General features: G+C 59.3%; 18 protein-coding genes. 8 read left to right on the top strand and 10 right to left on the bottom strand.

The features are described 5' to 3' along the window. Nucleotides 1-7: 7 nt before the first annotated feature. The 6 genes from ygjK to ebgR all read right to left on the bottom strand — a co-directional run bounded on the left by ygjK (nucleotide 8) and on the right by ebgR (nucleotide 9,712). Nucleotides 8-2,359, bottom strand: coding sequence for an alpha-glucosidase (ygjK, locus tag FHW74_RS13970; RefSeq protein WP_183170996.1), 2,352 nt, complete (start codon nucleotides 2,357-2,359; stop codon nucleotides 8-10). Nucleotides 2,360-2,375: 16 nt separating this feature from the next. Further along, nucleotides 2,376-3,434 carry a protein YgjJ gene (gene ygjJ, locus FHW74_RS13965; RefSeq protein ID WP_183170995.1) on the bottom strand — a complete coding sequence of 353 codons (1,059 nt, stop codon included), beginning with the start codon at nucleotides 3,432-3,434 and terminating at the stop codon, nucleotides 2,376-2,378. A gap of 37 nt (nucleotides 3,435-3,471) precedes the next feature. Then, on the bottom strand, nucleotides 3,472-4,905 hold the full coding sequence (locus FHW74_RS13960; RefSeq protein ID WP_183170994.1) for an amino acid permease: 1,434 nt from the start codon (nucleotides 4,903-4,905) through the stop codon (nucleotides 3,472-3,474). A gap of 121 nt (nucleotides 4,906-5,026) precedes the next feature. Then, entirely contained in the window at nucleotides 5,027-5,476 is a 450-nt protein-coding gene (locus FHW74_RS13955; protein ID WP_183170993.1) for a beta-galactosidase subunit beta, read from the bottom strand. After that, nucleotides 5,473-8,565, bottom strand: coding sequence for a beta-galactosidase subunit alpha (gene ebgA, locus FHW74_RS13950; protein WP_183170992.1), 3,093 nt, complete (start codon nucleotides 8,563-8,565; stop codon nucleotides 5,473-5,475). The genes FHW74_RS13955 and ebgA overlap by 4 nt, the downstream gene beginning before the upstream one ends. A gap of 163 nt (nucleotides 8,566-8,728) precedes the next feature. Then, a complete protein-coding gene (ebgR, locus tag FHW74_RS13945; RefSeq protein ID WP_183170991.1) occupies nucleotides 8,729-9,712 on the bottom strand; it encodes a transcriptional regulator EbgR in 984 nt (327 codons plus the stop codon). A gap of 207 nt (nucleotides 9,713-9,919) precedes the next feature. On the opposite strand from ebgR, the gene FHW74_RS13940 reads away from it, so the two are divergent. Further along, nucleotides 9,920-10,252, top strand: coding sequence for a tRNA-binding protein (locus tag FHW74_RS13940; RefSeq protein WP_183170990.1), 333 nt, complete (start codon nucleotides 9,920-9,922; stop codon nucleotides 10,250-10,252). 35 nt (nucleotides 10,253-10,287) lie between these two features. Here the strand turns inward: FHW74_RS13940 and fepC are convergent, their stop codons facing one another. From fepC to fepD, 3 genes are read right to left on the bottom strand one after another with little or no spacing between them, the layout of a single operon-like run. After that, entirely contained in the window at nucleotides 10,288-11,079 is a 792-nt protein-coding gene (fepC, locus tag FHW74_RS13935) for an iron-enterobactin ABC transporter ATP-binding protein (protein WP_183170989.1), read from the bottom strand. Next, entirely contained in the window at nucleotides 11,076-12,065 is a 990-nt protein-coding gene (gene fepG / locus FHW74_RS13930) for an iron-enterobactin ABC transporter permease (RefSeq protein WP_183170988.1), read from the bottom strand. Before fepG ends, fepC begins: the two co-directional genes overlap by 4 nt. Continuing rightward, entirely contained in the window at nucleotides 12,062-13,069 is a 1,008-nt protein-coding gene (fepD, locus tag FHW74_RS13925; RefSeq protein WP_183171023.1) for a Fe(3+)-siderophore ABC transporter permease, read from the bottom strand. Before fepD ends, fepG begins: the two co-directional genes overlap by 4 nt. 110 nt (nucleotides 13,070-13,179) lie before the next feature. Here fepD and entS point away from each other — a divergent pair, with 110 nt between their 5' ends. Then, the gene (gene entS, locus FHW74_RS13920) at nucleotides 13,180-14,427 is read left to right on the top strand and encodes an enterobactin transporter EntS (protein ID WP_183170987.1); all 1,248 of its coding nucleotides are present in this window, start codon (nucleotides 13,180-13,182) and stop codon (nucleotides 14,425-14,427) included. On the opposite strand, the gene fepB is transcribed toward entS, so the two are convergent. Further along, nucleotides 14,422-15,378, bottom strand: a complete 957-nt coding sequence (gene fepB / locus FHW74_RS13915; RefSeq protein ID WP_370528021.1) for a Fe2+-enterobactin ABC transporter substrate-binding protein — start codon at nucleotides 15,376-15,378, stop codon at nucleotides 14,422-14,424. The genes entS and fepB overlap by 6 nt on opposite strands. Before the next feature lie 210 nt (nucleotides 15,379-15,588). On the opposite strand from fepB, the gene entC reads away from it, so the two are divergent. From entC to FHW74_RS13885, 6 genes are all read left to right on the top strand, one after another. Next, nucleotides 15,589-16,779 (top strand): isochorismate synthase EntC, encoded by a 1,191-nt coding sequence (gene entC, locus FHW74_RS13910; protein ID WP_183170985.1) that lies wholly within the window; start codon nucleotides 15,589-15,591, stop codon nucleotides 16,777-16,779. Then, nucleotides 16,776-18,389: a (2,3-dihydroxybenzoyl)adenylate synthase gene (locus tag FHW74_RS13905; protein ID WP_183170984.1), complete on the top strand. Its 1,614-nt coding sequence runs from the start codon at nucleotides 16,776-16,778 to the stop codon at nucleotides 18,387-18,389. Before entC ends, FHW74_RS13905 begins: the two co-directional genes overlap by 4 nt. 11 nt (nucleotides 18,390-18,400) lie before the next feature. Continuing rightward, nucleotides 18,401-19,252, top strand: coding sequence for an isochorismatase (locus tag FHW74_RS13900; RefSeq protein WP_183170983.1), 852 nt, complete (start codon nucleotides 18,401-18,403; stop codon nucleotides 19,250-19,252). After that, nucleotides 19,252-20,001: a 2,3-dihydro-2,3-dihydroxybenzoate dehydrogenase gene (dhbA, locus tag FHW74_RS13895; protein ID WP_183170982.1), complete on the top strand. Its 750-nt coding sequence runs from the start codon at nucleotides 19,252-19,254 to the stop codon at nucleotides 19,999-20,001. Before FHW74_RS13900 ends, dhbA begins: the two co-directional genes overlap by 1 nt. Beyond that, nucleotides 20,002-20,415 carry a proofreading thioesterase EntH gene (gene entH, locus FHW74_RS13890; RefSeq protein WP_183170981.1) on the top strand — a complete coding sequence of 138 codons (414 nt, stop codon included), beginning with the start codon at nucleotides 20,002-20,004 and terminating at the stop codon, nucleotides 20,413-20,415. A 107-nt stretch (nucleotides 20,416-20,522) separates the two neighbouring features. Further along, nucleotides 20,523-21,683: a pyridoxal phosphate-dependent aminotransferase gene (locus FHW74_RS13885; protein WP_183170980.1), complete on the top strand. Its 1,161-nt coding sequence runs from the start codon at nucleotides 20,523-20,525 to the stop codon at nucleotides 21,681-21,683. Nucleotides 21,684-21,690: the final 7 nt, after the last annotated feature.

Raw genomic sequence — 21,690 nt, 5'->3', positions numbered from 1 at the left:
TAACGCGTCACTGCTGGCGGAAGAATTCGTTATACAACATATACAGATGGGCTGCGCTCCAGGAGAAATTGGGCGCACCCTGCTGTGCGCCGGTCAGCGGGTTGTAGTTCTCCTGAATCGGTCCGTCGGACGTCAGCCCCCTGGCGTGTTTAAAGAAAGCGGCCGCCAGCTTTAGCGCCTCTTCGCGATGGCCGTAACGCTCCATGCCCTTCAGACCAAACCAGAACTGATCCACCCATACACGGCCTCGCCAGTAGATATCTGCGCCAAATGCCGGATTGGTTAACGCGGCGGTGCCCAGCGGCACAAAGGTATTGAATTCCTTTTTATCCAACATCACAGACACCACCGCATCGGCGTGCTGCTGCGTCGCCGCGCCGTTAAACAGCGGCGACCAGCCTTCCGGCCCTTTGCCGCGCTCGACAATCGGCTTCCCGGCGCAGCCGTTTGCCAGCGGTTGCTCTTCAATACGGATGTCGTAATAGAATTTGGTTTGCGGGTCGAACATGCAGGTGTTGATATAATCCGCCAGTTGGTTCGCCAGCGCCTGGTAATGGCGGGCGTCGTCACTCTTGCCGATGAGGGTCGCTATCTCCGCCAGGTAGTGGTTATCGCTGTACATATAGCTGGCCTGATCCACCGACTCCTGAAGCAGCGAATAGCCCAGCAGATTGCCGGATTTATCGCGGTTTTCAGCGAATTTTACCGTCCAGTCGCTGCGCTTGCCGCCGTTAGCGACATATTTATCCAGTTGCTCTTTGTCGATAAAACCAAAGGCTGCCGCATCATCGCGGCCCGACTCCCAGGACGCCGCCACCTGCGCCGGGATCTCCAGGCTGTCGTAGTCGCCTTTCGCCGTGACCGCTTCATAGGTTTGCAGCCCGGAAAGCGACGCTTCATGGCCCGATTTTTTCACGGTAAACAGCATATCGCCGCCGGGGGTGTTGTGCGCCTTATCGCGGGTCGCGCCGTATTCCGGTACGCCGTTGCGGTTGTGATCCCGGTTGCGTAGCCACCAGTCGTGGTAGGCCACCAGTTTCGGGTACATCTCTTCCAGCCAGGCTTTATCCCCGGTGGTGCGGTACACCTCCATCACCGACCAGGCAGCCAGGCTCGGTTTGGTGTTGCGCTCGTTCCAGTTGCTGCCGTCGCCACCGCGCGCCGGGCTCAGGTTCCAGGCAATCAAATCCGGCACAAAACCGGCGTCCTGCGGGCGCACCTTGTCATCCGCTTTGATCTGCCAGGAAAAGACCGCGCGGATATTCTCTTTGGCAATCTCCGGATTGAAGTGCGCCATCGCGTAAGCCTGTTTCCAGGTATCCCACGGCCAGGTCTGGTTGCCGGAGAACCAGCGCCCGGTAACCGACGGCGTCACGGTGTTGTGCCGCACCGCGCCGCCCGGCGCGCGCCAGTTACCGTTGAGGGTTTCAATCGCTTTTACCGCCACGCGGGTCTGCTCCGGCGTGGCGTCGGGATTAGTGAGTCCCTTTTGCAGATAGCCGTCCCAGCGTTGCCGGGAGGCCGCCATGTAATGCGCCGGGCGCGCCAGGATATCGCGGATAACGGCTTTTTCAGCCTGAACCTGTTCGCGAGTCAGCAGATGCGAGTAAGTGGTGTATAGCGTGGTGGAGCCGCCGATCTGCGCGGTGCTGGTAAAGCGGTGTCCGTTGATTTTGGTCTCTGACGGCAGGGATTTATGGACCTGATATTGCGACTCCCCGGACGTCATGAGCGCCGAATCGTCACGCACTTTGCCGAAGCTCACCGTCAGGCCGTCATGGGTGGCGCTGAGACGACGCTGATAATCCGGGTAAGCGGCATCAATGGTTTTATCCGACAGCGGCTTGCCTTCTTTGGCTTCCAGCTTTTCCAGCAATTCACCATCCCAAACCAGCGTGAGCGGCGTATCGCTGGTGATTTTGGTTTCCAGCAGCGAGGTATGGGCGCTGGCGAAACGCAGAGTCATCTCGACGTGGACGCCTGCGGCGGTGAGCGTTTGCACCAGCGCGCCGGGCAGGCTCCAGGCCTGCATAGTGAAGTCCACTTTTTTGCCGTTCTGGTACACCGTCAGGCGATCGAAGTTGGTCGCCATAAAGTTGATGTATTCTTCGGTCAGCAGCGCCGGGCCTGGGAACCCGCCCATCGTTGCCGGGCCGTCGGGCAGCAGGTGCCCGTGCCACGCGCCGAGATCGAAAAACGGGTTAAAGCGCTGGTGGTCATCGTAGTCGTAATCGTGCAGGTAGTGCGGCGCGCCGGTACGGTTGATGACATTTTTGAAGTCATCGGCGGTCACCGCGTGGGCCGAGAAACTCAGCAGCAGCGCACAGGCCAGCGGGGCGAGGGGCGTCTTGATGGTCATAATAATGCTGTCCTTATTACCAGTAGAAATATTGCATCAGGAACACCTGATCGGCAGGGTCGCCAGAGGCGTTTTTCATATAGAAGCGGCTGTCGGCAGCCGTGGCGAAGCGTCCGCCGCCATATTCGTACCAGATGCCGAACTGCATAAAAGAGGTGGTTTCTTCGGCGGCATTATCCGGGCGATGTTTGGCGTAGCTGTAGGCGGTGGAGAGGTAAACGCCTTTTAATGCTTCAACCATGGCGCTGGCCATAAAGCCGGTTTCAGTACCGGGGACGTGCTGGCCGTTGGCGCGTCCGGTGTGATGCCACGCGCGGGCCGCCAGGTTGGGTGACAGAATGCCGGTCAGAAACAGCTGACCGGTGCCGTCGGTGACTTCCAGGCCGTTCATCCAGGTCACGTCTTTGGCGATGTCATACTGGATATAGCCGTTCACCATCGCCGGGTAGGTATATTTGTCGTCATAGCGGTCATATTTGCCGAAGTGCAGCCAGGCTTTACTTTCGTCATGATGCCCGGCGGGCGTGGCGGTCACGCTATAGCGCAATTTCCCCGCCAGGTTTTGCACCTTCAGGGCATACATGATGTCGCGGGTATTGGGGATCACGTAACCCAGATCCGGGGTAAAGTCGCCCCACCATTGCAGATCGTCCAGCGATGAGTCCTGGCGCAGGCTGAGCATGATTTCAGTGCTGTTATCGGTTTTATAGCCGCCGTAAAGACGGTTAAGCCCGCCTTCAAAACCGCCCCAACTGTGGTCGGGCACCCAGGCGTTGCCGTGATGGTCGGCCTGTACCGTCCAACCCTCGCCGTAAATAAGCCCGAACCAGTGGCCGTTTTTTATTTCCAGCCCGCCCTCGATATAGGTCCCGTCGCTGTATTTATGCTGGTATTCATTTTCCAGATCCATATATCCGCCAATGCCCATCTCGCCATAAAAGCGGTATGACGCAGAGGCGATTTCCGGCGTTTGAGTGTCATCATGTTGCGCCGGTTTTGCCGTTTCCGCAGCAAGCGCAGGGCAGCAAAAAGACAGGGCAACCAGTGCCCCGTATAAGTGGTGCATATTTTTCATCGGTATGTCCGTATATTATTTTTTAGAAAACAACCCGTTATTGAACGTTTGAGGCGGGTGCAGCCTCGATCTTTTTCTCTTCCTGAGTCAGTCCCTGAATGTATTTGCTGTATTTCCACCAGGCGAAGCCGAGGAAAATAACAATACCGCCGACGTTATAGAAAATAATGGTCAGAATATTGCCGCCAGTAGGGAATGTTGAGGCGACAAAACCGATAGCGAAAATAACAATCAGCATTGAGACCACGGTTATTCCCGTGGTGCGCGAGCCCATTTTAAAATCGCGCGGCAGATGGTCGAGCTTACGGCGCAAATTCAGGTAGGCCAGCATAATAAACAGCGGCGGCAGCATTGAAGCGGCGGCGGTCATATTAATAATGGTGTTCATCAATTCCTGAACAGTGTTGGAGCCCAGCATCGGGATAATCATTAACGGGATCACGATTAAGAACTGGATCCAGGCGGCGCGTGCCGGTACGCCGTTCTGGTTAAGCTCGACGGTCTTTTTACCGAAAATACCCGCCGGGATCTCTGAGAAGAAAATTTTCACCGGGGTGGCGGTCCACATCAGCAGTGAGCCGAACATCGCGGTAAAGGAAACCAGGCCAACAAAGCGGTTCATCAGGGTTTCCGGCAGGCCAAACCAGACCGCCAGGCCGTGGAACACCTGCACCGAACCGCCGGTGAATTTCAGCTCTTTGCTGCTGATAAACACGTTAATCAGCACCGAGGAGATCGAATACAGCACGCCAATCACAATCCCGGCCAGGATGATGACTTTCACAAAGGACTTTGAGCCGCCTTTGACGTCGTTCACATACACCGCCACCGACTCCGCGCCGCCCGCCGCCATAAAGATCCAGGTGGTAATGCCGAGGAATGCCCAGTTGAAGTTGGGGATCATCGCGTCAACGGTAATCGGATCCGCAGGCTGTACGCCACCCACCAGCGCTGCGCCAGCCAGCAAAATATAGGAGAGCGTCAGCAGTAGCATCAATGATGATGTGACCGAGGTGATTGGCCCGAGCATTTTCGCGCCGTTGGTGGAAACCCAGGTAGAGAAGGCGAATAGCACCATGCTCAGCACCGTGGTGGTGATCGGTGTGAACATGTATTCATAGCCCAAAAAGGCGTACGAGGCGTAGGCGATAACCCGCGGCAGCAGCGAGGTAAAAAAGAACAGGTTCACAAACCAGTAGGTGTAGGCGGTAATAAACGCCCAACGGCCGCCCAGCGCGCTTTTTACCCACGCATACACGCCCGCTTCAGAGTTTTTATTCAGCGAAACGAACTCGGCAATGATCAGGCAGAACGGGATGAAGTAAAACAGCGTCGCCAGGAAGAACATCGGGGCCGACGCCAGGCCCAGCTCGATGTTGTTATTAATCACATTATTGAAGCTGAACACGGCGGCAAAGGTCAGCGACAGCAGGCCGAATTTGCCGATGGTATTGCGTTTAGTATCAGACATGACACATCTCCACACATTGTCCTTCGGTCACTGCTGAAGGGGGTTGTGTTGTTTGTAGGATAGAGAGAGCCCGGTTAGGGGCTGTAACCGGGGGATACCCCCGGCGTTGCATAACGCGTCATCACTTATTCAGGAAATAACCGTCTTCAATGGTCACCAGCAGCACCACTTTTTTGACCGGCGCATCGCAGATAAAGCGGTACGCCTCGCTGTTATCGCAGACGATTAACTGCCCCTCGTGGACCTGCACGATCTCGCCAATGCCTTTCAGGTACTCCCGGTCGGTTTCATCGCGATAGCAGGCGACGGTTTTTAACGCGCTCTTCGGCGCGACTTCGATTTTTTGCTGGCCCTGCAGGTAGTAATGCACCTCGAAGTAGCGGCGGCGGCCCATGAATAGCGCATCGGTGGTGGTGCTGGTTTCCACGCGATAGCTGAGCGAATCGCCAATCGAATGGGCCACGCCGGGGCGGATCGCATCGATATTGTGGATGGCTTCCAGGCAGCGCTGCCATTTCCGCCCGCTGTGATAGATCAGGGAAAACTGCGCTAAATTTTCGAGAACTCTCATTGTTCAGCCTCGCTGTGTGAAACCGGGGAAAAGAAACCGTCGCCGAACGCCTGGTTCGCCAACACCTGCGAGGAGCCGACACCGCCCTCCAGCGGCAGTAGCGTAAAGCCATAGTTGAAGGCGTTAAGCCACACGCGCCAGCTGTCCAGCACTTCGCTGCCCCAGGAGTTGGAGCCGAGGCCCAATACCTGGGCGTCGATATTCAGCGTGATGTCATCGCTGCGGCGCAGTTCATTGCAGTGTTGGGCAGCATGGATATTCTCCGCGCTGTAGTGCCAGGCGCTGATATTCAGCGGCGTGCGCGGCACCACCATCAGCCCGCTGCCGTGGCGGTCGGCGAACGCGGCCCAGCGCACGTGCTGGCGGTTGCCGTTGTTTTGCGGGAACGGGTAGTTCTCAAACATCTGGTCAACGGTGGTGCGCCAGACGTCAATAATGTTGCTCTGCTGGCTGTCGGGGTAGTTCTCGCCCGGCCCGCGACCGTAGTAATTCACCTGCTCAAACTGGCCGTTAATCCCCAGCATAAAGCCGATGCATGGCACGATATGCGGGTAGTCGCCGTAGCGCTCGCCCTGTAGCTCAACGTTGATATGGCCCTGCGGGGTAATCTGCCAGCGGTAAGTGCAACGCATCCCAAAATCGAACACCGGCGGCGCGATGAGGGTATGGGTGGTGACGACGACCGTTTCGCCGTGCTGCTCGGCGCTAAAGCCGCGCAGGTGCTCCTGCATGATTTGCAAATGGCTGGGTTGCCATAAGCCCTCGTACTCCTGCTTGTGGTTGTCGATCATCGGCTTGAAGAAGTTAATCTTCGGCTCGCGGGTGATCTGGTCGACGCCGTTGACCTGCCACTGGGTCAGCTTGCCGTTTAGCTTCGAGAACACGACCCGGAAATTGTGCCCGTTGACGGTATAGCTCAGGCGCTCATCGGCAATCTGCAACGGCGTGGCGCTGGCGTTATACGGCGCGGGCTGGGCTGCCGTGCGCGCTTTAAGTGGGAACTGGTAAACGGCGATGTCGTGATTGGCGTCGCTGTACAGGGTGCGTGAGTCTTTGGTTACCATCACGTTGATGAAGGCTTCACGGGCGTCCAGCTCAGGCAGATCGAGCGTAATATCGCGACCGCTGTTCGGCGCTAAATCGCGCACCTTCAGGCGCTGGCTGGAGAGCGTTTCCCCTTCGGCGCGCACTTCGAGGCGCAGGGTGTAGTCGTCAAGGGTCGAGAACCACAGTTTGTTTTCAACGCGCAACTGGCCGCGCCGGGCATCCGTCGCCAGCACTTTCACCGGTGCGATCACCTGCTTGTACTCGCGCAGGCCCGGCCCTGGGGTTTGGTCGGAGTAGATCAACCCATCGAGGCAGAAGTTGTAGTTGTTGGGGTAGTCGCCATAGTCGCCGCCGAATTTGTACCACACCGCGCCGTTTTCATCGGTCGCCTGGATGCCGTGATCGCACCACTCCCAGACGTAATGGCCCTGAATGCAGTCGTGCTGATAAAACACGTTCTGATACTCGGTCAGGCCACCGGGTCCGTTGCCCATGGCATGGGCGTATTCGCAGATAATGCGCGGTTTCGGGTGCGGATGTTCGCCGAATTCGTTCATTAGCGGCACGCGGGTGTACATGGTGGAAATAATGTCTACCACCTCGGCGTCGCGATCCTCTTCGTAATGCACCAGCCGGGTGTCGTCCAGCGCTTTGGTGGCGTGGTACATGGCGCGAATATTACAGCCGTAGCCGGATTCATTGCCCAGCGACCAGATGATGATCGACGGATGGTTTTTCTGGGCCTGCACGTGGCGCACGATGCGCTCCACGTAAACATGCTCCCAGGCCGGGTCGTCAGTGATGCGGCTCAGGTTGCCGACGTTGGCGAAACCATGGGATTCGACGTCGGTTTCCGCCATTACAAACAGGCCGTAGATATCGCACAGCTCGTAAAAGCGCGGATCGTTCGGGTAGTGGGCGGTACGTACCGAGTTGATGTTGTGCTGCTTCATCAACTGGAGATCTTTCTCCACGCGATCCATCCCGACGGCGCGGCCTTTAAGATGATCGTTATCGTGACGATTGACGCCGTGCAGCATCACGTAATGGTTGTTGATGTAAAACAGGCCATCGCGCACTTTGATATCGCGAAAGCCGACACGCTGGGGGATCACTTCAAGGATCTCGCCAGCGGCGTTTTTCACCGTCATTACCAGATGGTAGAGGTACGGATTTTCCGCTGACCACTGCTGCGGGGCTTTGACGTCCAGGGTAAAACCGCTCTCAAGGGTCTGGCTGACGGTCAGGGAACCGGTGGTACCCTGATACAGCGCTTTATCGCCGTCGAACAACGCATATTCCACGCGGACATCGGCAGGCTGCCCGGCGAGATTTTCCAGCACCAACTGGCAGGAGAGAGTGGCATCGAGATAATCGTCGTTAAAATCGGTGCGCAGGGTGAAATCCTGCACGTGAAGCGGGTGTTTACCCACCAGGTAAACATCACGGAAAATCCCGGCCGACCACCACATATCCTGATCTTCAATATAGGTGGAGTCCGCCCACTGCATGACCCGCACGCACAGCAGGTTTTCGCCGGTTTTTACCGCCGCGCTGATATCAAATTCCGCCGTTAAGCGGCTGCCTTTACTAAAACCGATGTACTGACCGTTAACGTACACTTCAAAGTAAGTTTCGACGCCGTCGAATTTAATAATCGTCTGTTTACCCTGCCAGTTGTCGCCGAGGGTAAAAGTGCGCTGATAGGCCCCGGTGGGGTTGTCGGTTGGCACAAATGGCACATCAATCGGGAACGGGAAACCTTCATCGGTGTACTGCAATTTTCCGTGGCCTTCCATCTGCCACATGCCCGGCACGGTGATCGAACCCCAGTCGTTAAGGTATTCCGAGGTAAAGTTTTCCGGCACCCGCAGCGGATGAGTGAAAAAACGGAAATTCCACTGCCCGCTGAGCGACAAAAAGCGGCTGCTGGTTTCACGTGCGAAGGTGCGAGCCTGCGCCAGCGAATCGTACGAGAAAAAGTACGCGCGCGGCGGCAGCCGGTTTTCATGAGTCAGTTGAAGATTTTCCCAGCGATTCATATCGCCTCCCTGAACGGCCTAAGTTATTGCTTGGTATTTTAGTAAAAGTTTTACTAAATAAAACCGTCAGGAATGATTTACTTTAACTCGATCACAGAATGCGTTTGCGGAGGGAACAGCAAAGCCGCCGGAAAAGCGCACGCTTTCCGGCGGGAAAGGGGGGTTAGCGGGTGGTGCCGCGCAGCTTCAGAACGCTTGGCACAAATACGGTCAGCGGCAACGCGCGGCCATCGCGGGCTTTTTCTACCAGCAGATTAACGCCCTGGCTTCCCATCATTTCTGAATGGATGCGCACCGTGGACAGCGGTGGGAAAGTAAACCGCGCGGTGGGAATATCGTTAACGCTAATCAGCGAGATATCCTGCGGAATGGCAAGCCCGCGCTCGTGGATGGCGCGCAGTACGCCGATGGCAATGGAGTCGGACGCGACAAACAGCGCCGGCGGAAAGTCCGGTTTTGCCAGCATGGTTTTCGCCAGTTCATAGCCGGAGGAGCTGGAAAAGCCGCCGCGCCAGATATCATCCGGGGATACCACGCCCTTCAACTGGCCATATTCGACAAACGCCCGTTCGCGGATATCGGCTTTGCCCGGCTCATCCTGGCCGCCGATAAACCCGATCCGGGACGCGCCCTGGCTGATAAAGAAATCGACCACTTCTTTGGCGATGCGCACCAGGTCGATATCCACCGCGTCATAGCTGCTGCCCGGCTCGTGGAAATCGATAAAGCAGATGTTATCGGTGTGCGCCGTGAGGGTTTCACGCAGGGTGCGGGCGGGCTTGCCGACAATCAAGACACCGCTAATTTTTTTTAAATCCGGCAAGCTGTTATTGAGATAACAATTGGTTAGCTCAATGCCCAGCTTTTCGCACTGCGTCTCGACCCCGTGGCGGATCGCCAGATAATAGGGGTCGTTAATTTCCAGCTCCTGCTGGTAGCTGTACAGCGCCAGAATATGGTGATGGCCCACGGCTGGCGCCTGGGTTTTACGCGACGTCGTGCTCTTGTATTCCAGCTTCTCCGCGATCTCAAGGATGCGGTGTTTGGTCTCTTCTTTGACGTTTAACGACGGATCGTCGTTTAAAACCCGTGAAACCGTCGCCAGTGAGACGCCCGCTTCGGCAGCGATATCTTTCAGTGTGGCCATCATTTTCCTTATCTGACGTTGCCCCTTTTCGCCCGCTCATTGTAAAGCAAGCCGCCATTCCTGCATCTGTTTTCAGTAAATAACCGTGCGGTTATTCATCACCGCAGGGCAATTGAAACCGTGATCGGATTAACACTTTTACCGGCAAATCGCGGGTTGGGGAAATTATGCTGGTATATTTTACTAAATTTTTACTAAGGAGGAACGATGGATACGGTAGCTTATGATGATTTTGCGAAGCTGGAGATGCGCACCGGCAAAGTGGTTGGGGTGAAGCGTCACGCCAATGCCGACAAGCTATACATAGCGCAGATTGACGTAGGTGAACGCACGCTGCAAACGGTGACCAGCCTGGTGCCGTATTACAGCGAGCAGGAACTGCTGGGTAAAACGGTGGTGGTGCTGTGCAACCTGGCGAAAGCAAAGATGCGCGGGGAAACTTCGGAGTGCATGTTGCTGTGCGCGGAAACCGACGACGGCAGTGAAAGTGTGCTGCTGACGCCGGAGCGCCTGATGCCCGCAGGTGTGCGGATCGTTTGATATAGGGCCCTCTGTACCCGGAGGGCCAAAGCAATTTATGCGCGCCGTCCCAGCGGCACCACCAGCGGCGTGCCCGCCACCGGATCGTCAATAATCATGCAGCGCATCCCGTAGATGCGTTCGATCAGATCCGCCGTGACAATCTCTTTCGGATCGCCTTGCGCCACAATCACTCCTTCGCGCAGCGCGATAATATGATTCGCATAGCGGCACGCCTGGTTGAGATCGTGCAGTACCGCCGCCAGGGTAAAACCCTGCTCTTTATTCAGCGCGCTCAACAGTTCCAGCAGATCGATTTGATGGCTGATGTCCAGCCAGGTGGTGGGTTCATCCAGCAGCAGAATCGAGGTTTCCTGCGCCAGCACCATGGCGATCCAGGCGCGCTGGCGCTGGCCGCCGGACAGGGTATCTACGCTCTGGCTGGCGAGGGCTTCAATACCGGTGGCCTGCATGGCGCGGCTTACGGCGCGCTGGTCCTCTTCGCGCCAGCGGGTAAACAGCGGCTGGTGTGGGTAACGGCCACGGCTTACCAGTTCCTGCACCGTAATATCGCCGGGGGCGCTGGCGTTTTGCGCCAGTAAGCCAATGCGCCGCGCCACGTCTTTGGTGGCGTAGCGTTCGATTTGCTCGCCGTCGAGCCACACCTGGCCGTTCAGCGGCTTCATCAGGCGGCTTAAGGTGCGCAGCAGCGTCGATTTGCCGCAGCCGTTCGGGCCGATAATGGCGGTAAATTTGCCATCGGGGATCGATACATTAAGCGACTCGGCAATGATTTTTTTGCCATAGCCGAGCGTCAGTGTTGCGCCATGCAGGCGGGACGGGATCATCTCTTACGGGACTCCTGAATCAACAAGGCGATAAGATAAATACCGCCGATACTGACGGTGACAACGCCCACGGGAAGCTGGTAGGGGGTAAACAGACGCTGGGCGCATAAATCAGCAGCCAGTAACAGGGTGCCGCCGCACAGCGCCGACTGCAATAAGCCAAAGCGCGAGGTCAGGCTTAAGCGCCGGGCGATATGCGGCGCGACCAGCGCGATAAATGAAATCGGGCCCGCCAGCGCGGTGGCGGCGGCGGTGAGCGTTACGGCGGTGAGCATCAGTAGCAAACGCGAACGTTCCACCGCCACGCCCAGCGCGCAGGCGCTGTCGTCGCCCATCTCCAGCAGCCGCATCCGGCGCACCAGCAGGGCTGCCGCCAGCATGGCGATAGCAATCAGCGGCACCGCCGGGAAGGTTTTGCTCCAGGTCAGGCCGTTAAGCGACCCGGCATTCCACATCTCGGCAGACAACGCGGTCTCCAGCGACGCCTGCAACAGCAGCCAGGTATTGAACGCCACCAGCATGGCGCGCATACCGATGCCGATAATAATCAGCCGGAAGGTGTCGATGCCGTTGCGCCAGGCCAGCGCCCACACCAGCAGCGAGGTCACGATGCCGCCGCCGAGCGCCGCCAGGGTGATGGCGCTTAAGCTCTGGCCGAACAGCACCATGGCGATCAGTACTCCGCTCCACGCGCCCATGTTAAAGCCCATCACGTCCGGGCTGCCCAGCGGGTTGCGCATCAGGGACTGGAAGATTGCGCCGCTGACGCCCAGCGCCGCGCCAATCACCAGCGCCATTAAGACCCGCGGCAATCGCCATTCCACGACCACTAACGCGATCTGGCGCGGGCCGTCGCCCAGCAGCGCACTAATCACCTGCGAGGCGGAAAGCGGCAGAGCACCGCTGGATAAACTCCAGACTGACATCGCCGCGGCCACCAGGCAAAACAGCGCCAGCACGATCAACAGGCGAGGGGAGAGGCTCATAGCGTCACTCCATTACGCCGACGGCGCACCAGATAAATCAGCACCGGCGCGCCGATAAAGGCGCTGACCACCGAGACACGAATTTCGCCCGGTACGATGACGCGGCCAATAATATCCGCCAGCAACAATAACAGCGGCGTCGCCAGCAGCGTGGCGGGCAGTGACCAGCGGTGATTCTGCCCCACCAGCCAGCGCGACAGGTGCGGCATCATCAGACCTATAAAGGCGATCGGGCCGACTAACGCGGTGGCGCTGCCGCACAGCAGGGTTATCGCCACCAGGCCGAACAGTTGGGTGCGGGCGACGCGGCTGCCCAGCGCGGTGGCGGTATCGCTGCCCATACTCAGGCTGTTTAACGGCCTGGCCAGCAGCAGGGCGATTAACAGGCCAGCCAGCACCGGGGCCAGCACCACTTTCAGGGTCATCAGGGTGCGGATATCCAGCGAGCCAGACTGCCAGAAACGCAACTGGTCATACACCACCGGGTTTAACAGCGCGATCCCGCTGGACAGCCCTTCCAGCACCGCCGCCAGCGCCACGCCCGCCAGCGTCAGGCGCACCGGGCTAAGCTGCCCGCCGCCTGCGCTGCCGGTAAAGGCGACGACCAGCGACGCCGCCATCGCGCCGCCAAAGGCAAGGGCCAACAGCATCATTGGGGAGGAGAGGCCTAACAGTGCGGTGCCCACCACGATGGCGAAGCTGGCACCCGAGTTAACGCCCAGCAGGCCGGGGTCGGCGAGGGGATTGCGGGTCAGCGTTTGCATTAGCGCGCCCGACACGCCCAGCGCGCAGCCCGCCAGTAATCCCGCCAGGGTGCGGGGGAGGCGCACATCGCGCACGATGGTGCAGTCGGGGCTTTGACACTGGCCGCTTAGCGCGTCCAGCACAACGGAGAATTCAATGGGCTTCGCGCCAATCGACAGGCTTAACGCCGCCATCAGCAGCAGCAAAATGAGCAGGCCCAACAGCGCAGCCGTGCGCCCTGGTAACCGGAAAAGCGACATCACAAATATTCCACAATTGGTAATGATAGTTATTATCACTCTTATTGGGGCTATGTTAGCATGACGCCCCCGTGATTCGGTAAGAAAAAATTCCGCTCTAAGGCCATGTAATGAACCAACATTCGCTGTTGCTAAATCTTTCCCTGCTGAAAACTAACCCGGCTTTCCGGGCGGTGTTTCTGGCGCGCTTTATTTCCATTGTTTCTCTGGGGCTACTGGGTGTGGCCGTGCCGGTGCAGATCCAAACGCTGACCGGCTCGCCGTGGCTGGTGGGGCTGGCGGTCACCCTGACCGGCGGGGCGATGTTTATCGGATTGATTTCCGGCGGCGTGCTGGCGGACCGCCACGAACGTAAGCGGCTGATCCTGATTGCCCGCTCCACCTGCGGCGTCGGGTTTATCGGGCTGTTTATCAACACCCTGCTGCCGGAACCTTCGTTAATGGCGATTTATTTGCTGGGATTGTGGGACGGCTTTTTCGGCGCGATTGGCGTCACGGCGCTGTTGGCCGCCACGCCGGGGCTGGTCGGGCGCGAGAACGTGATGCAGGCGGGGGCGATCACCATGCTGACGGTGCGGCTGGGTTCGGTCATCGCCCCGATGCTGGGCGGGCTGCTGCTGGCGAGCGGCGGCGTAGCGTGGAACTTTGGTCTGGCGGCGATGGGCACCTTTATCACGCTCATCCCGCTATTCAGCCTGCCGCGTATGTCCGCGCCGCAGATGCAGCGCGAACACCCGCTGCGCGCACTGTTGCAGGCGTTGCGTTTTCTGCTGAGTAACCCATTGATCGGCGGCGTGGCGCTGGTGGGCGCGTTATTGACCATGGCGAGCGCGGTGCGGGTGCTGTATCCGGCGCTGGCCAATCACTGGCAGATGTCCGCCAGCCAGATTGGGTTTTTATATGCCGCCGTTCCGCTCGGCGCGGCGCTGGGAGCGCTGACCAGCGGGCGCATCGCCCATAGTGCGATGCCGGGCAGAGTCATGCTGGCGACCACGGTTGCCGCCTTCCTGGCGGTGGGCGCGTTTGGCGTGATGCCGCTGTGGGGGCTGGCGGTGGTGTGCCTGGCGCTGTTCGGCTATCTCAGCGCCATCAGTTCGCTATTACAGTACACCCTGATCCAGACCCAAACGCCGGACGACATGCTGGGGCGCATCAACGGGCTGTGGACGGCGCAGAACGTGACCGGCGATGCCATCGGCGCGGCGCTGCTGGGGGCGTTCGGGACGCTGTTAACCCCTGCCGCCTCGGCGAGCGTCAGCGGTCTGGGGCTGGCGGTGATGGGGGTGCTGCTGGCGCTGTTGCTCAACGAACTGCGCCGCTTCCGTCAACCTGCGCCGCAAGCGGCGCAGTCATCATGATTTAAACAGCTGCGTCAGCCGGGTCAACAACTGGCTGGCGCTGTAGTAATCGAGACGGAAAGTTTCGGTGCCCAGCGGGTAGACGCGATGTTGCTGTACCGCGGGTAGATGTTTTAACAGCGGATTATCCGCCAGCGCTTTGGCGTCCCGCTCATCCCCGGCGAACAGAAACAGCGTCTCGCCATTTAATCCCGCCGCCAGATTTTCGCCGCCAAGCTGAATGATGTCATGGCGTTTGCCCTGCGACTGACTGGTTTGCAGATTAGCGGGCAGGGCGGCCTGGGTAAAACCGAGCTGCTGCAACAATTTCCCCTGCGCCGATTCCGGCGTCCAGAGATTCGCGCCGTGCGCCGCCGGGTTGTACACCAGCGCGCTCACGGGCTGCGGCGGCAGGGTGATCTGCGCTTTGGCTTCGGCTAATTGCTTATCGAAACTGGCGATACGCTCAGCGGCCTGTTTTTCGTGGCCGGTGATTTCACCGAGCTGGGTTAACAGCTGCTGCCAGCTTTTATCGTCGTAATTGATAATTAACGTCGGCGCGATGGCGGAGAGCTGATCGTAAAGGGTAATCGCCGAATCGCCGCCGGTGGCGCTGATCAAAATCAGGTCCGGCATCTGCGCCGCTACCGCTTCGGCATTGGCTTCGCCGATATACAGCCGCTGCACGTTACGCTGCTTCGCCACTTCGCCCCACTGTTTCAGAAAGCCCTGGGCATCCGCCACCCGGTTGCCTGGCGAAGTCGCGCCGCTGGCGACCACCGGCGCGTCAATCGCCAGCAGCGAGCCGGTCAGCGTGACGCTGGTGGAGACAATGCGCTGGGGCATCTGCTCAAGCGTGTGCGTGCCCCGGCTGTCCTGGATCTGGCGCGGCCAGTCGGCGGCATGGGTAAGTGAGGAAAATCCGAAAGCGAGCAGGGAGAGCAGCAGCCCAAAGGTGAAGCGTGATTTCACGGCGTAAAGTCCCACGTCAAGGGTTAGTAATGCTTCTCATTTTCAACATTGCCCGGTCCGGTTGCAAGCGTTGTGAACAACAATTGCCGCTGGCTTTATGCCCGAAATCGCTCGCGCTGCATTGACAATCAGGCGCTTTGCCCTTAGGTTACGCCACCAAACGCAAATGATAATAATTATTAAACACCTTATCATTCTATGGAGGAGCGTATGGAGGCGTCTTTGGCAGAGGAATCCCAACAGCACGCTGTCACCCTTTCATCTGACAGCTTTTTCTTTATGTCGCCGCATCGCAATCTGGTGACATCCGGCTGCCTGTCCCGGCTGACCACACCGGCCGCTGATGGCGAAGATCTTAACGGCGAATTCCAGCAGCAGCTGCGCGCCACCTTCGCCGCCGCCCGTGAGAGCGGCTGTTCAAGGCCGATTGTCGTCGGCGCAATCCCGTTTGATACCCGTAAACCCTCGGCACTGTTTGTACCGCGCGACTATCAGGCGTTTTCCCGCCGCGCGATGTTAGCCCGTGCGCGTACCGCCGCGCCGCCGCAACTACGGCTGACGGCGCAACAGGCTATCCCGGAAAAACCTCAGTTCATGACCATGGTGGAGCGCGCCGCCGCGCTGACCGCCACGCCCAAAGTCAGCAAAGTGGTGCTGTCGCGGCTGATTGATATCACCACCGCTGACGCGCCTGATCGCAATCAACTGCTGAACCGGCTGGTGGCGCTTAACCCCGCCAGCTACAACTTTCACGTTCCGCTGGCAGACGGCAGTGCGCTAATCGGCGCCAGCCCGGAGCTGCTACTGCGTAAACAGCAAAACCAGTTTTACTCGCTGCCGCTGGCAGGGTCCGCGCGCCGTCACCCTGACAGCACCGAAGATAAGCGGGTGGGGGATCGCCTACTCAATTCCAGTAAAGATCGCCATGAACACCAGTTGGTCACTCAGGCGATGCGCCAGATCCTTCATGGCCGCAGCCAACGCCTGCGGGTGCCGGAAACGCCCGAACTCATCACGACCCCGACGCTGTGGCATCTGGCGACCGCCATCACTGGCGAAACCTGCGCCGAACAGGAAAATGCGCTGTCGCTGGCCTGCTTGCTGCATCCGACGCCCGCGTTGAGCGGCTTCCCGCATACCGTCGCCCGTCAACTGATCGCCGAGCTGGAGCCGTTCGATCGCGAGCTGTTTGGCGGGATCGTCGGCTGGTGCGATGACGAAGGCAACGGCGAGTGGGTGGTGGCGATCCGCTGTGCGCGGTTAAACGATAAGCAGATCCGCTGTTTCGCTGGCGCGGGGATCGTCCCGGCGTCGGTGGCGGAATCGGAATGGCATGAAACGGGCGTCAAGCTCTCCACCATGCTCAACGTATTTGGCCTGAACGACAGGAGCGCGTCATGATTATTCCCTATACCCGTTGGCCGGATGATTTCGCCGCTCGCTACCGCGAGAAGGGCTACTGGCTCGATTTGCCGCTGAGCGACATTTTGCAGCGCCACGCCGACAACGACGCGGTGGCGCTGATCGACGGCGAGCGCGCACTCAGTTACCGTGCGCTTAACCAGGCCGCAAACCGCCTGGCGGCAGCGCTGTCGCGGCGCGGTTTACGCCGTGGCGAAACCGCGCTGGTGCAGTTGGGCAATGTGGCCGAGTTTTATATCGTCTTTTTTGCCCTGCTAAAAATCGGCGTCGCGCCGGTGAATGCCCTGTTCAGCCACCAGCGCACCGAGCTGGAAGCCTACGCCCGGCAAATCGAACCGGCGCTGTTAATTGCCGATCGCGCGCACGGGCTCTTCGCCAGCGATGATTATCTGGCGCAACTGCGTGAAGCGAACCCGTCAATCCGCCACGTTTTCCTTAACCGCGATGGCGGCGAGCTAAGCCTGACGCGGCCACTCGACGAACCGGCTGATGGCTTTATCGCCACCCCGACACCGGCGGATGAAGTGGCCTTTTTCCAGCTCTCCGGCGGCAGTACCGGCACGCCGAAGCTGATTCCGCGCACCCATAACGATTACGAATACAGCATCCGCCGCAGTAACGAAATCTGTCGGTTTGCTGCCGATACCCGCTATCTGTGCGCCCTGCCAGCGGCCCACAACTACCCGATGAGTTCGCCGGGCGCGCTGGGGGTGTATCTGGCAGGCGGAACGGTGGTGCTGGCTAATGATCCCAGCGCCAGCCACTGCTTCCCGCTGATCGCCCGGCATCAGATTAACGTCACCGCGCTGGTGCCGCCTGCGGTCAGCCTGTGGCTACAGGCGCTGATGGAAGGCGAAGATCGCGCGCAACTGGCTTCCCTGCGGCTATTGCAGGTCGGCGGCGCGCGCCTGTCGAATTCGCTGGCGGCGCGCATTCCCGCTGAGATCGGCTGCCAGTTGCAGCAGGTTTTTGGCATGGCGGAAGGGCTGGTGAACTACACCCGCCTGGATGACAGCGATGAGCGTATTTTCACTACCCAAGGGCGCCCCATGTGCCCGGACGATGAAGTCTGGGTGGCAGATGAAAATGGCGACCCGCTGCCTGCCGGGCAGGTTGGACGGCTGATGACGCGCGGCCCGTACACCTTCCGGGGCTATTACCAGAGCCCGGAGCACAATGCCCAGGCGTTCGATGCCGACGGCTTCTACTGCTCCGGCGATCTGATCGCCATTGACGAAGACGGCTACATCACCGTGCAGGGGCGAGAGAAAGATCAGATCAACCGGGGCGGTGAGAAGATCGCCGCCGAAGAGATCGAAAACCTGCTGCTGCGCCACGAGGCGATTATCCAGGCGGCGCTGGTGTCGATGGAAGACAGCCTGATGGGCGAGAAGAGCTGCGCGTTCCTGGTCACCCGCCGGGCGCTGAAAGCGGTGGAGATCCGCCGTTACCTGCGCGAGCTCGGCGTCGCCGATTTTAAACTGCCGGACCGGGTGGAAAGCGTGGCCGAACTGCCGCTCACGCCGGTGGGCAAAGTCGATAAAAAACAGTTGCGTCAACGGCTGGCGGAACGCCAGTCGGCATCATAAAGGAGAACACCGTGGCGATCCCTAAACTTAACGCGTACAGCCTGCCGGGCGCGGCAGATATTCCAGACAACAAAGTGCAGTGGGCTTTTGAACCGGCGCGCGCCGCGCTGTTAATCCATGATATGCAGGATTATTTCGTCAATTTCTGGGGCGAGAACTGCCCGATGATGGCCCAGGTGATCGCCAACATCGCCGCGCTGCGCCGCTACTGCAAACAGCAGGGCATTCCGGTGTATTACACCGCGCAGCCGCAGAACCAGAGCCCGGAAGATCGCGCACTGCTGAACGATATGTGGGGACCGGGGCTGAACAATCACCCGGAACAACAGCGCGTGGTGGCGGCACTGGCTCCTGACAATGACGACACGGTGCTGGTGAAGTGGCGTTACAGCGCGTTTCACCGTTCGCCGCTGGAGCAGGCGCTGAAAGAGTCGGGCCGCGACCAGCTGCTGATTTGCGGTGTTTACGCCCACATCGGCTGCATGACCACCGCCACCGATGCGTTTATGCGTGATATCCAGCCGTTTATGGTGGCCGATGCGCTGGCGGATTTCAGCCGCGAAGAGCACATGATGGCGCTGAAATACGTCGCGGGCCGCGCCGGGCGCGTGGTGATGACCGCAGATTTGCTGCCGACGCCGCAAAGTAAACAACATCTGCGCGCGCTGGTGCTGCCATTGCTGGATGAATCCGACGAGCCGGAAGATGACGAAAACCTGATCGACTACGGGCTGGATTCGGTGCGCATGATGGCGCTGGCTTCGCGCTGGCGCCAGGCGTATCCGGATATCGACTTCGTGATGCTGGCGAAAAAGCCGACTATCGACGCGTGGTGGGCGCTGCTGTCCAGGGACGCACGCTAATGGCCGGGATGTTTGACGGCAAAACGGTGTGGGTCACCGGCGCGGGTAAGGGCATCGGTTACGCCGCCGCGCTGGCGTTTCATCAACAGGGCGCGACGGTCATCGGTTTTGATGTGGCGTTTAACGGCGATTACCCGTTCGCGACGGAACAACTGGACATTGCCGACGCCGGGCAGGTCGCTGAGGTTTGTGAGCGGGTACTGGCAGCGCAACCGCGCCTCGATGTGTTGGTTAACGCGGCAGGGATTTTGCGTATGGGGCCGACCGATACGCTATCGCTGGCCGACTGGCAGCAGACTTTTGCGGTCAATGTGGGCGGCGCGTTTAATCTCTATCAGCGGCTGATGCCGGTATTGCGCGCGCAACAGGGCGGGGCGATCGTGACCGTGGCGTCAGACGCGGCGCACACGCCGCGCCTGGGGATGTCGGCGTATGGCGCGTCTAAAGCGGCGCTGAAAAGCCTGACGCTCACCGTCGGGCTGGAGCTGGCGTCCTTTGGCGTGCGGGTGAATCTGGTCTCGCCGGGCTCGACCGATACCGATATGCAGCGCACCCTGTGGATAACGGACGATGCCGAACAGCGGCGCATCGCCGGGTTCGCCGAACAGTTTAAGCTCGGCATTCCGCTGGGTAAAATCGCCAAACCGCAGGAAATCGCCAGCGCCATTCTGTTTCTTGCCTCCGATCAGGCCAGCCATATCACGCTACAGGATATTGTGATTGATGGCGGATCGACCCTGGGAGCCTGAATGATCTGGAAACGTGAAATCACACTTGATGAACTGAACGCCATGGGTGAGGGCACGCTGGTGGCCCACCTGGGCATTGTGTTTACCGAAATCGGCGCCCAGTCGCTGGTGGCGGAAATGCCGGTAGACAGCCGCACGCTTCAACCGTTTGGTCTGCTGCACGGCGGCGCGTCGGCGGCGCTGGCGGAAACCCTCGGCTCGATGGCGGGCTTTCTGACCACGAAAGAGGGGCAGAGCGTGGTGGGCACCGAGCTTAACGCTACTCACCATCGGCCCATCTTCGAAGGCAAAGTGCGCGGCGTTTGCCGGGCCATCCACCCGGGGCGGCAAAGCCAGTGCTGGGAAATCGTCATTTACGATGCCGACGGGCGGCGCTGCTGCACCAGCCGGTTAAGCACCATGGTGATGGGCTAAGGCAAACTCTGCGCAGGGAAGCGCATTTAGCCATCTAAGCGTCTTGATTGCCAAAGAGGGGCGTCGTGCTATAGTGGAATGATATTTTTCCCGCAGAGCACGCTACGATGAGCAATACTCCTTTGATTCCTCAGAGCAAACTTCCTTCACTCGGCACCACGATCTTCACCCGGATGAGCGCGCTGGCGCAGCAGCATCAGGCGATAAACCTCTCCCAGGGTTTCCCGGATTTTGACGGACCGCGCTTTTTGCAGCAACGGCTGGCGTTTCACGTCGCCGCCGGAGCGAATCAATACGCCCCCATGACCGGCGCGCAGCCGCTGCGCGAGGCAATAGCCGATAAAACCGCCGCGCTGTATGGTCATCGTCCCGACGCCAATAGCGAGATCACCGTCACGGCGGGCGCGACCGAAGCGCTGTACGCCGCCATTACCGCGCTGGTGCGCCCCGGCGATGAAGTTATCTGTTTTGACCCGAGCTATGACAGCTACGCCCCCGCCGTAACGTTAAGCGGCGGCGAGCTAACGCGGCTGGCGCTCCAGCCGCCGCATTTCCGCGTTGACTGGCAGCAGTTTGCCGACGCGCTATCGCCGCGCACCCGGCTGGTTATCCTGAATACGCCGCACAACCCTACCGCCACGGTCTGGCAAAAAAGCGATTTTGATGCGCTGTGGCAGGCGATTGCCGATCGGGAAATCTATGTGATCAGCGATGAGGTGTATGAGCACATCTGTTTTGCCGCCGACGGCCATGCCAGCGTGCTGGCCCATCCGCAGTTGCGCGAGCGGGCGGTGGCGGTCTCGTCATTCGGCAAAACCTATCATATGACCGGCTGGAAAGTGGGATACTGCGTCGCGCCTGCGGCCATCAGCGCGGAACTGCGCAAAGTGCACCAGTACTTAACCTTTTCGGTCAATACCCCGGCGCAACTGGCCCTGGCGGATATGCTGCGCGAAGAGCCGGCGCATTATCAGCAGTTGCCGGAATTTTACCGCGCCAAACGCGATCGCTTTGTGGATGCGCTCTCCGCCAGCCGTTTAAAACTGCTGCCCTGTGAGGGCACCTACTTTTTGCTGGCGGATTACAGCGCGATTAGCGACAGGGACGACGTGAGTTTTTGCCAGTGGTTGACTGAAGAAGTGGGCGTCGCCGCGATTCCGCTGTCGGTATTTTGCGCCGCGCCGTTCCCGCACCAATTAATCCGCCTGTGCTTTGCCAAACAGGACGCGACGCTGGATGCGGCGGCGGCGCGGCTGGTCGCGCTGTAAACGTGCT

This window comes from Atlantibacter sp. RC6 (assembly GCF_014193285.1).
In the GTDB taxonomy this organism is placed as follows: Bacteria; Pseudomonadota; Gammaproteobacteria; order Enterobacterales; family Enterobacteriaceae; genus Atlantibacter.
Note: the sequence above shows the minus strand (reverse complement) of the source record. Positions and strands in the feature narration are given on the sequence as shown.

Excerpts from the sequence above, each read along its gene's own strand:
- entS (WP_183170987.1), top strand. The coding sequence starts at position 13,180 with ATGAACCAACATTCGCTGTTGCTAAATCTTTCCCTGCTGAAAACTAAC.
- ebgR (WP_183170991.1), bottom strand. The coding sequence starts at position 9,712 with ATGGCCACACTGAAAGATATCGCTGCCGAAGCGGGCGTCTCACTGGCG.
- fepG (WP_183170988.1), bottom strand. The coding sequence starts at position 12,065 with ATGAGCCTCTCCCCTCGCCTGTTGATCGTGCTGGCGCTGTTTTGCCTG.
- fepD (WP_183171023.1), bottom strand. The coding sequence starts at position 13,069 with ATGTCGCTTTTCCGGTTACCAGGGCGCACGGCTGCGCTGTTGGGCCTG.
- ygjK (WP_183170996.1), bottom strand. The coding sequence starts at position 2,359 with ATGACCATCAAGACGCCCCTCGCCCCGCTGGCCTGTGCGCTGCTGCTG.
- ebgA (WP_183170992.1), bottom strand. The coding sequence starts at position 8,565 with ATGAATCGCTGGGAAAATCTTCAACTGACTCATGAAAACCGGCTGCCG.
- FHW74_RS13905 (WP_183170984.1), top strand. The coding sequence starts at position 16,776 with ATGATTATTCCCTATACCCGTTGGCCGGATGATTTCGCCGCTCGCTAC.
- FHW74_RS13960 (WP_183170994.1), bottom strand. The coding sequence starts at position 4,905 with ATGTCTGATACTAAACGCAATACCATCGGCAAATTCGGCCTGCTGTCG.
- FHW74_RS13940 (WP_183170990.1), top strand. The coding sequence starts at position 9,920 with ATGGATACGGTAGCTTATGATGATTTTGCGAAGCTGGAGATGCGCACC.
- ygjJ (WP_183170995.1), bottom strand. The coding sequence starts at position 3,434 with ATGAAAAATATGCACCACTTATACGGGGCACTGGTTGCCCTGTCTTTT.
- FHW74_RS13955 (WP_183170993.1), bottom strand. The coding sequence starts at position 5,476 with ATGAGAGTTCTCGAAAATTTAGCGCAGTTTTCCCTGATCTATCACAGC.
- FHW74_RS13885 (WP_183170980.1), top strand. The coding sequence starts at position 20,523 with ATGAGCAATACTCCTTTGATTCCTCAGAGCAAACTTCCTTCACTCGGC.
- entC (WP_183170985.1), top strand. The coding sequence starts at position 15,589 with ATGGAGGCGTCTTTGGCAGAGGAATCCCAACAGCACGCTGTCACCCTT.
- fepC (WP_183170989.1), bottom strand. The coding sequence starts at position 11,079 with ATGATCCCGTCCCGCCTGCATGGCGCAACACTGACGCTCGGCTATGGC.
- dhbA (WP_183170982.1), top strand. The coding sequence starts at position 19,252 with ATGGCCGGGATGTTTGACGGCAAAACGGTGTGGGTCACCGGCGCGGGT.
- entH (WP_183170981.1), top strand. The coding sequence starts at position 20,002 with ATGATCTGGAAACGTGAAATCACACTTGATGAACTGAACGCCATGGGT.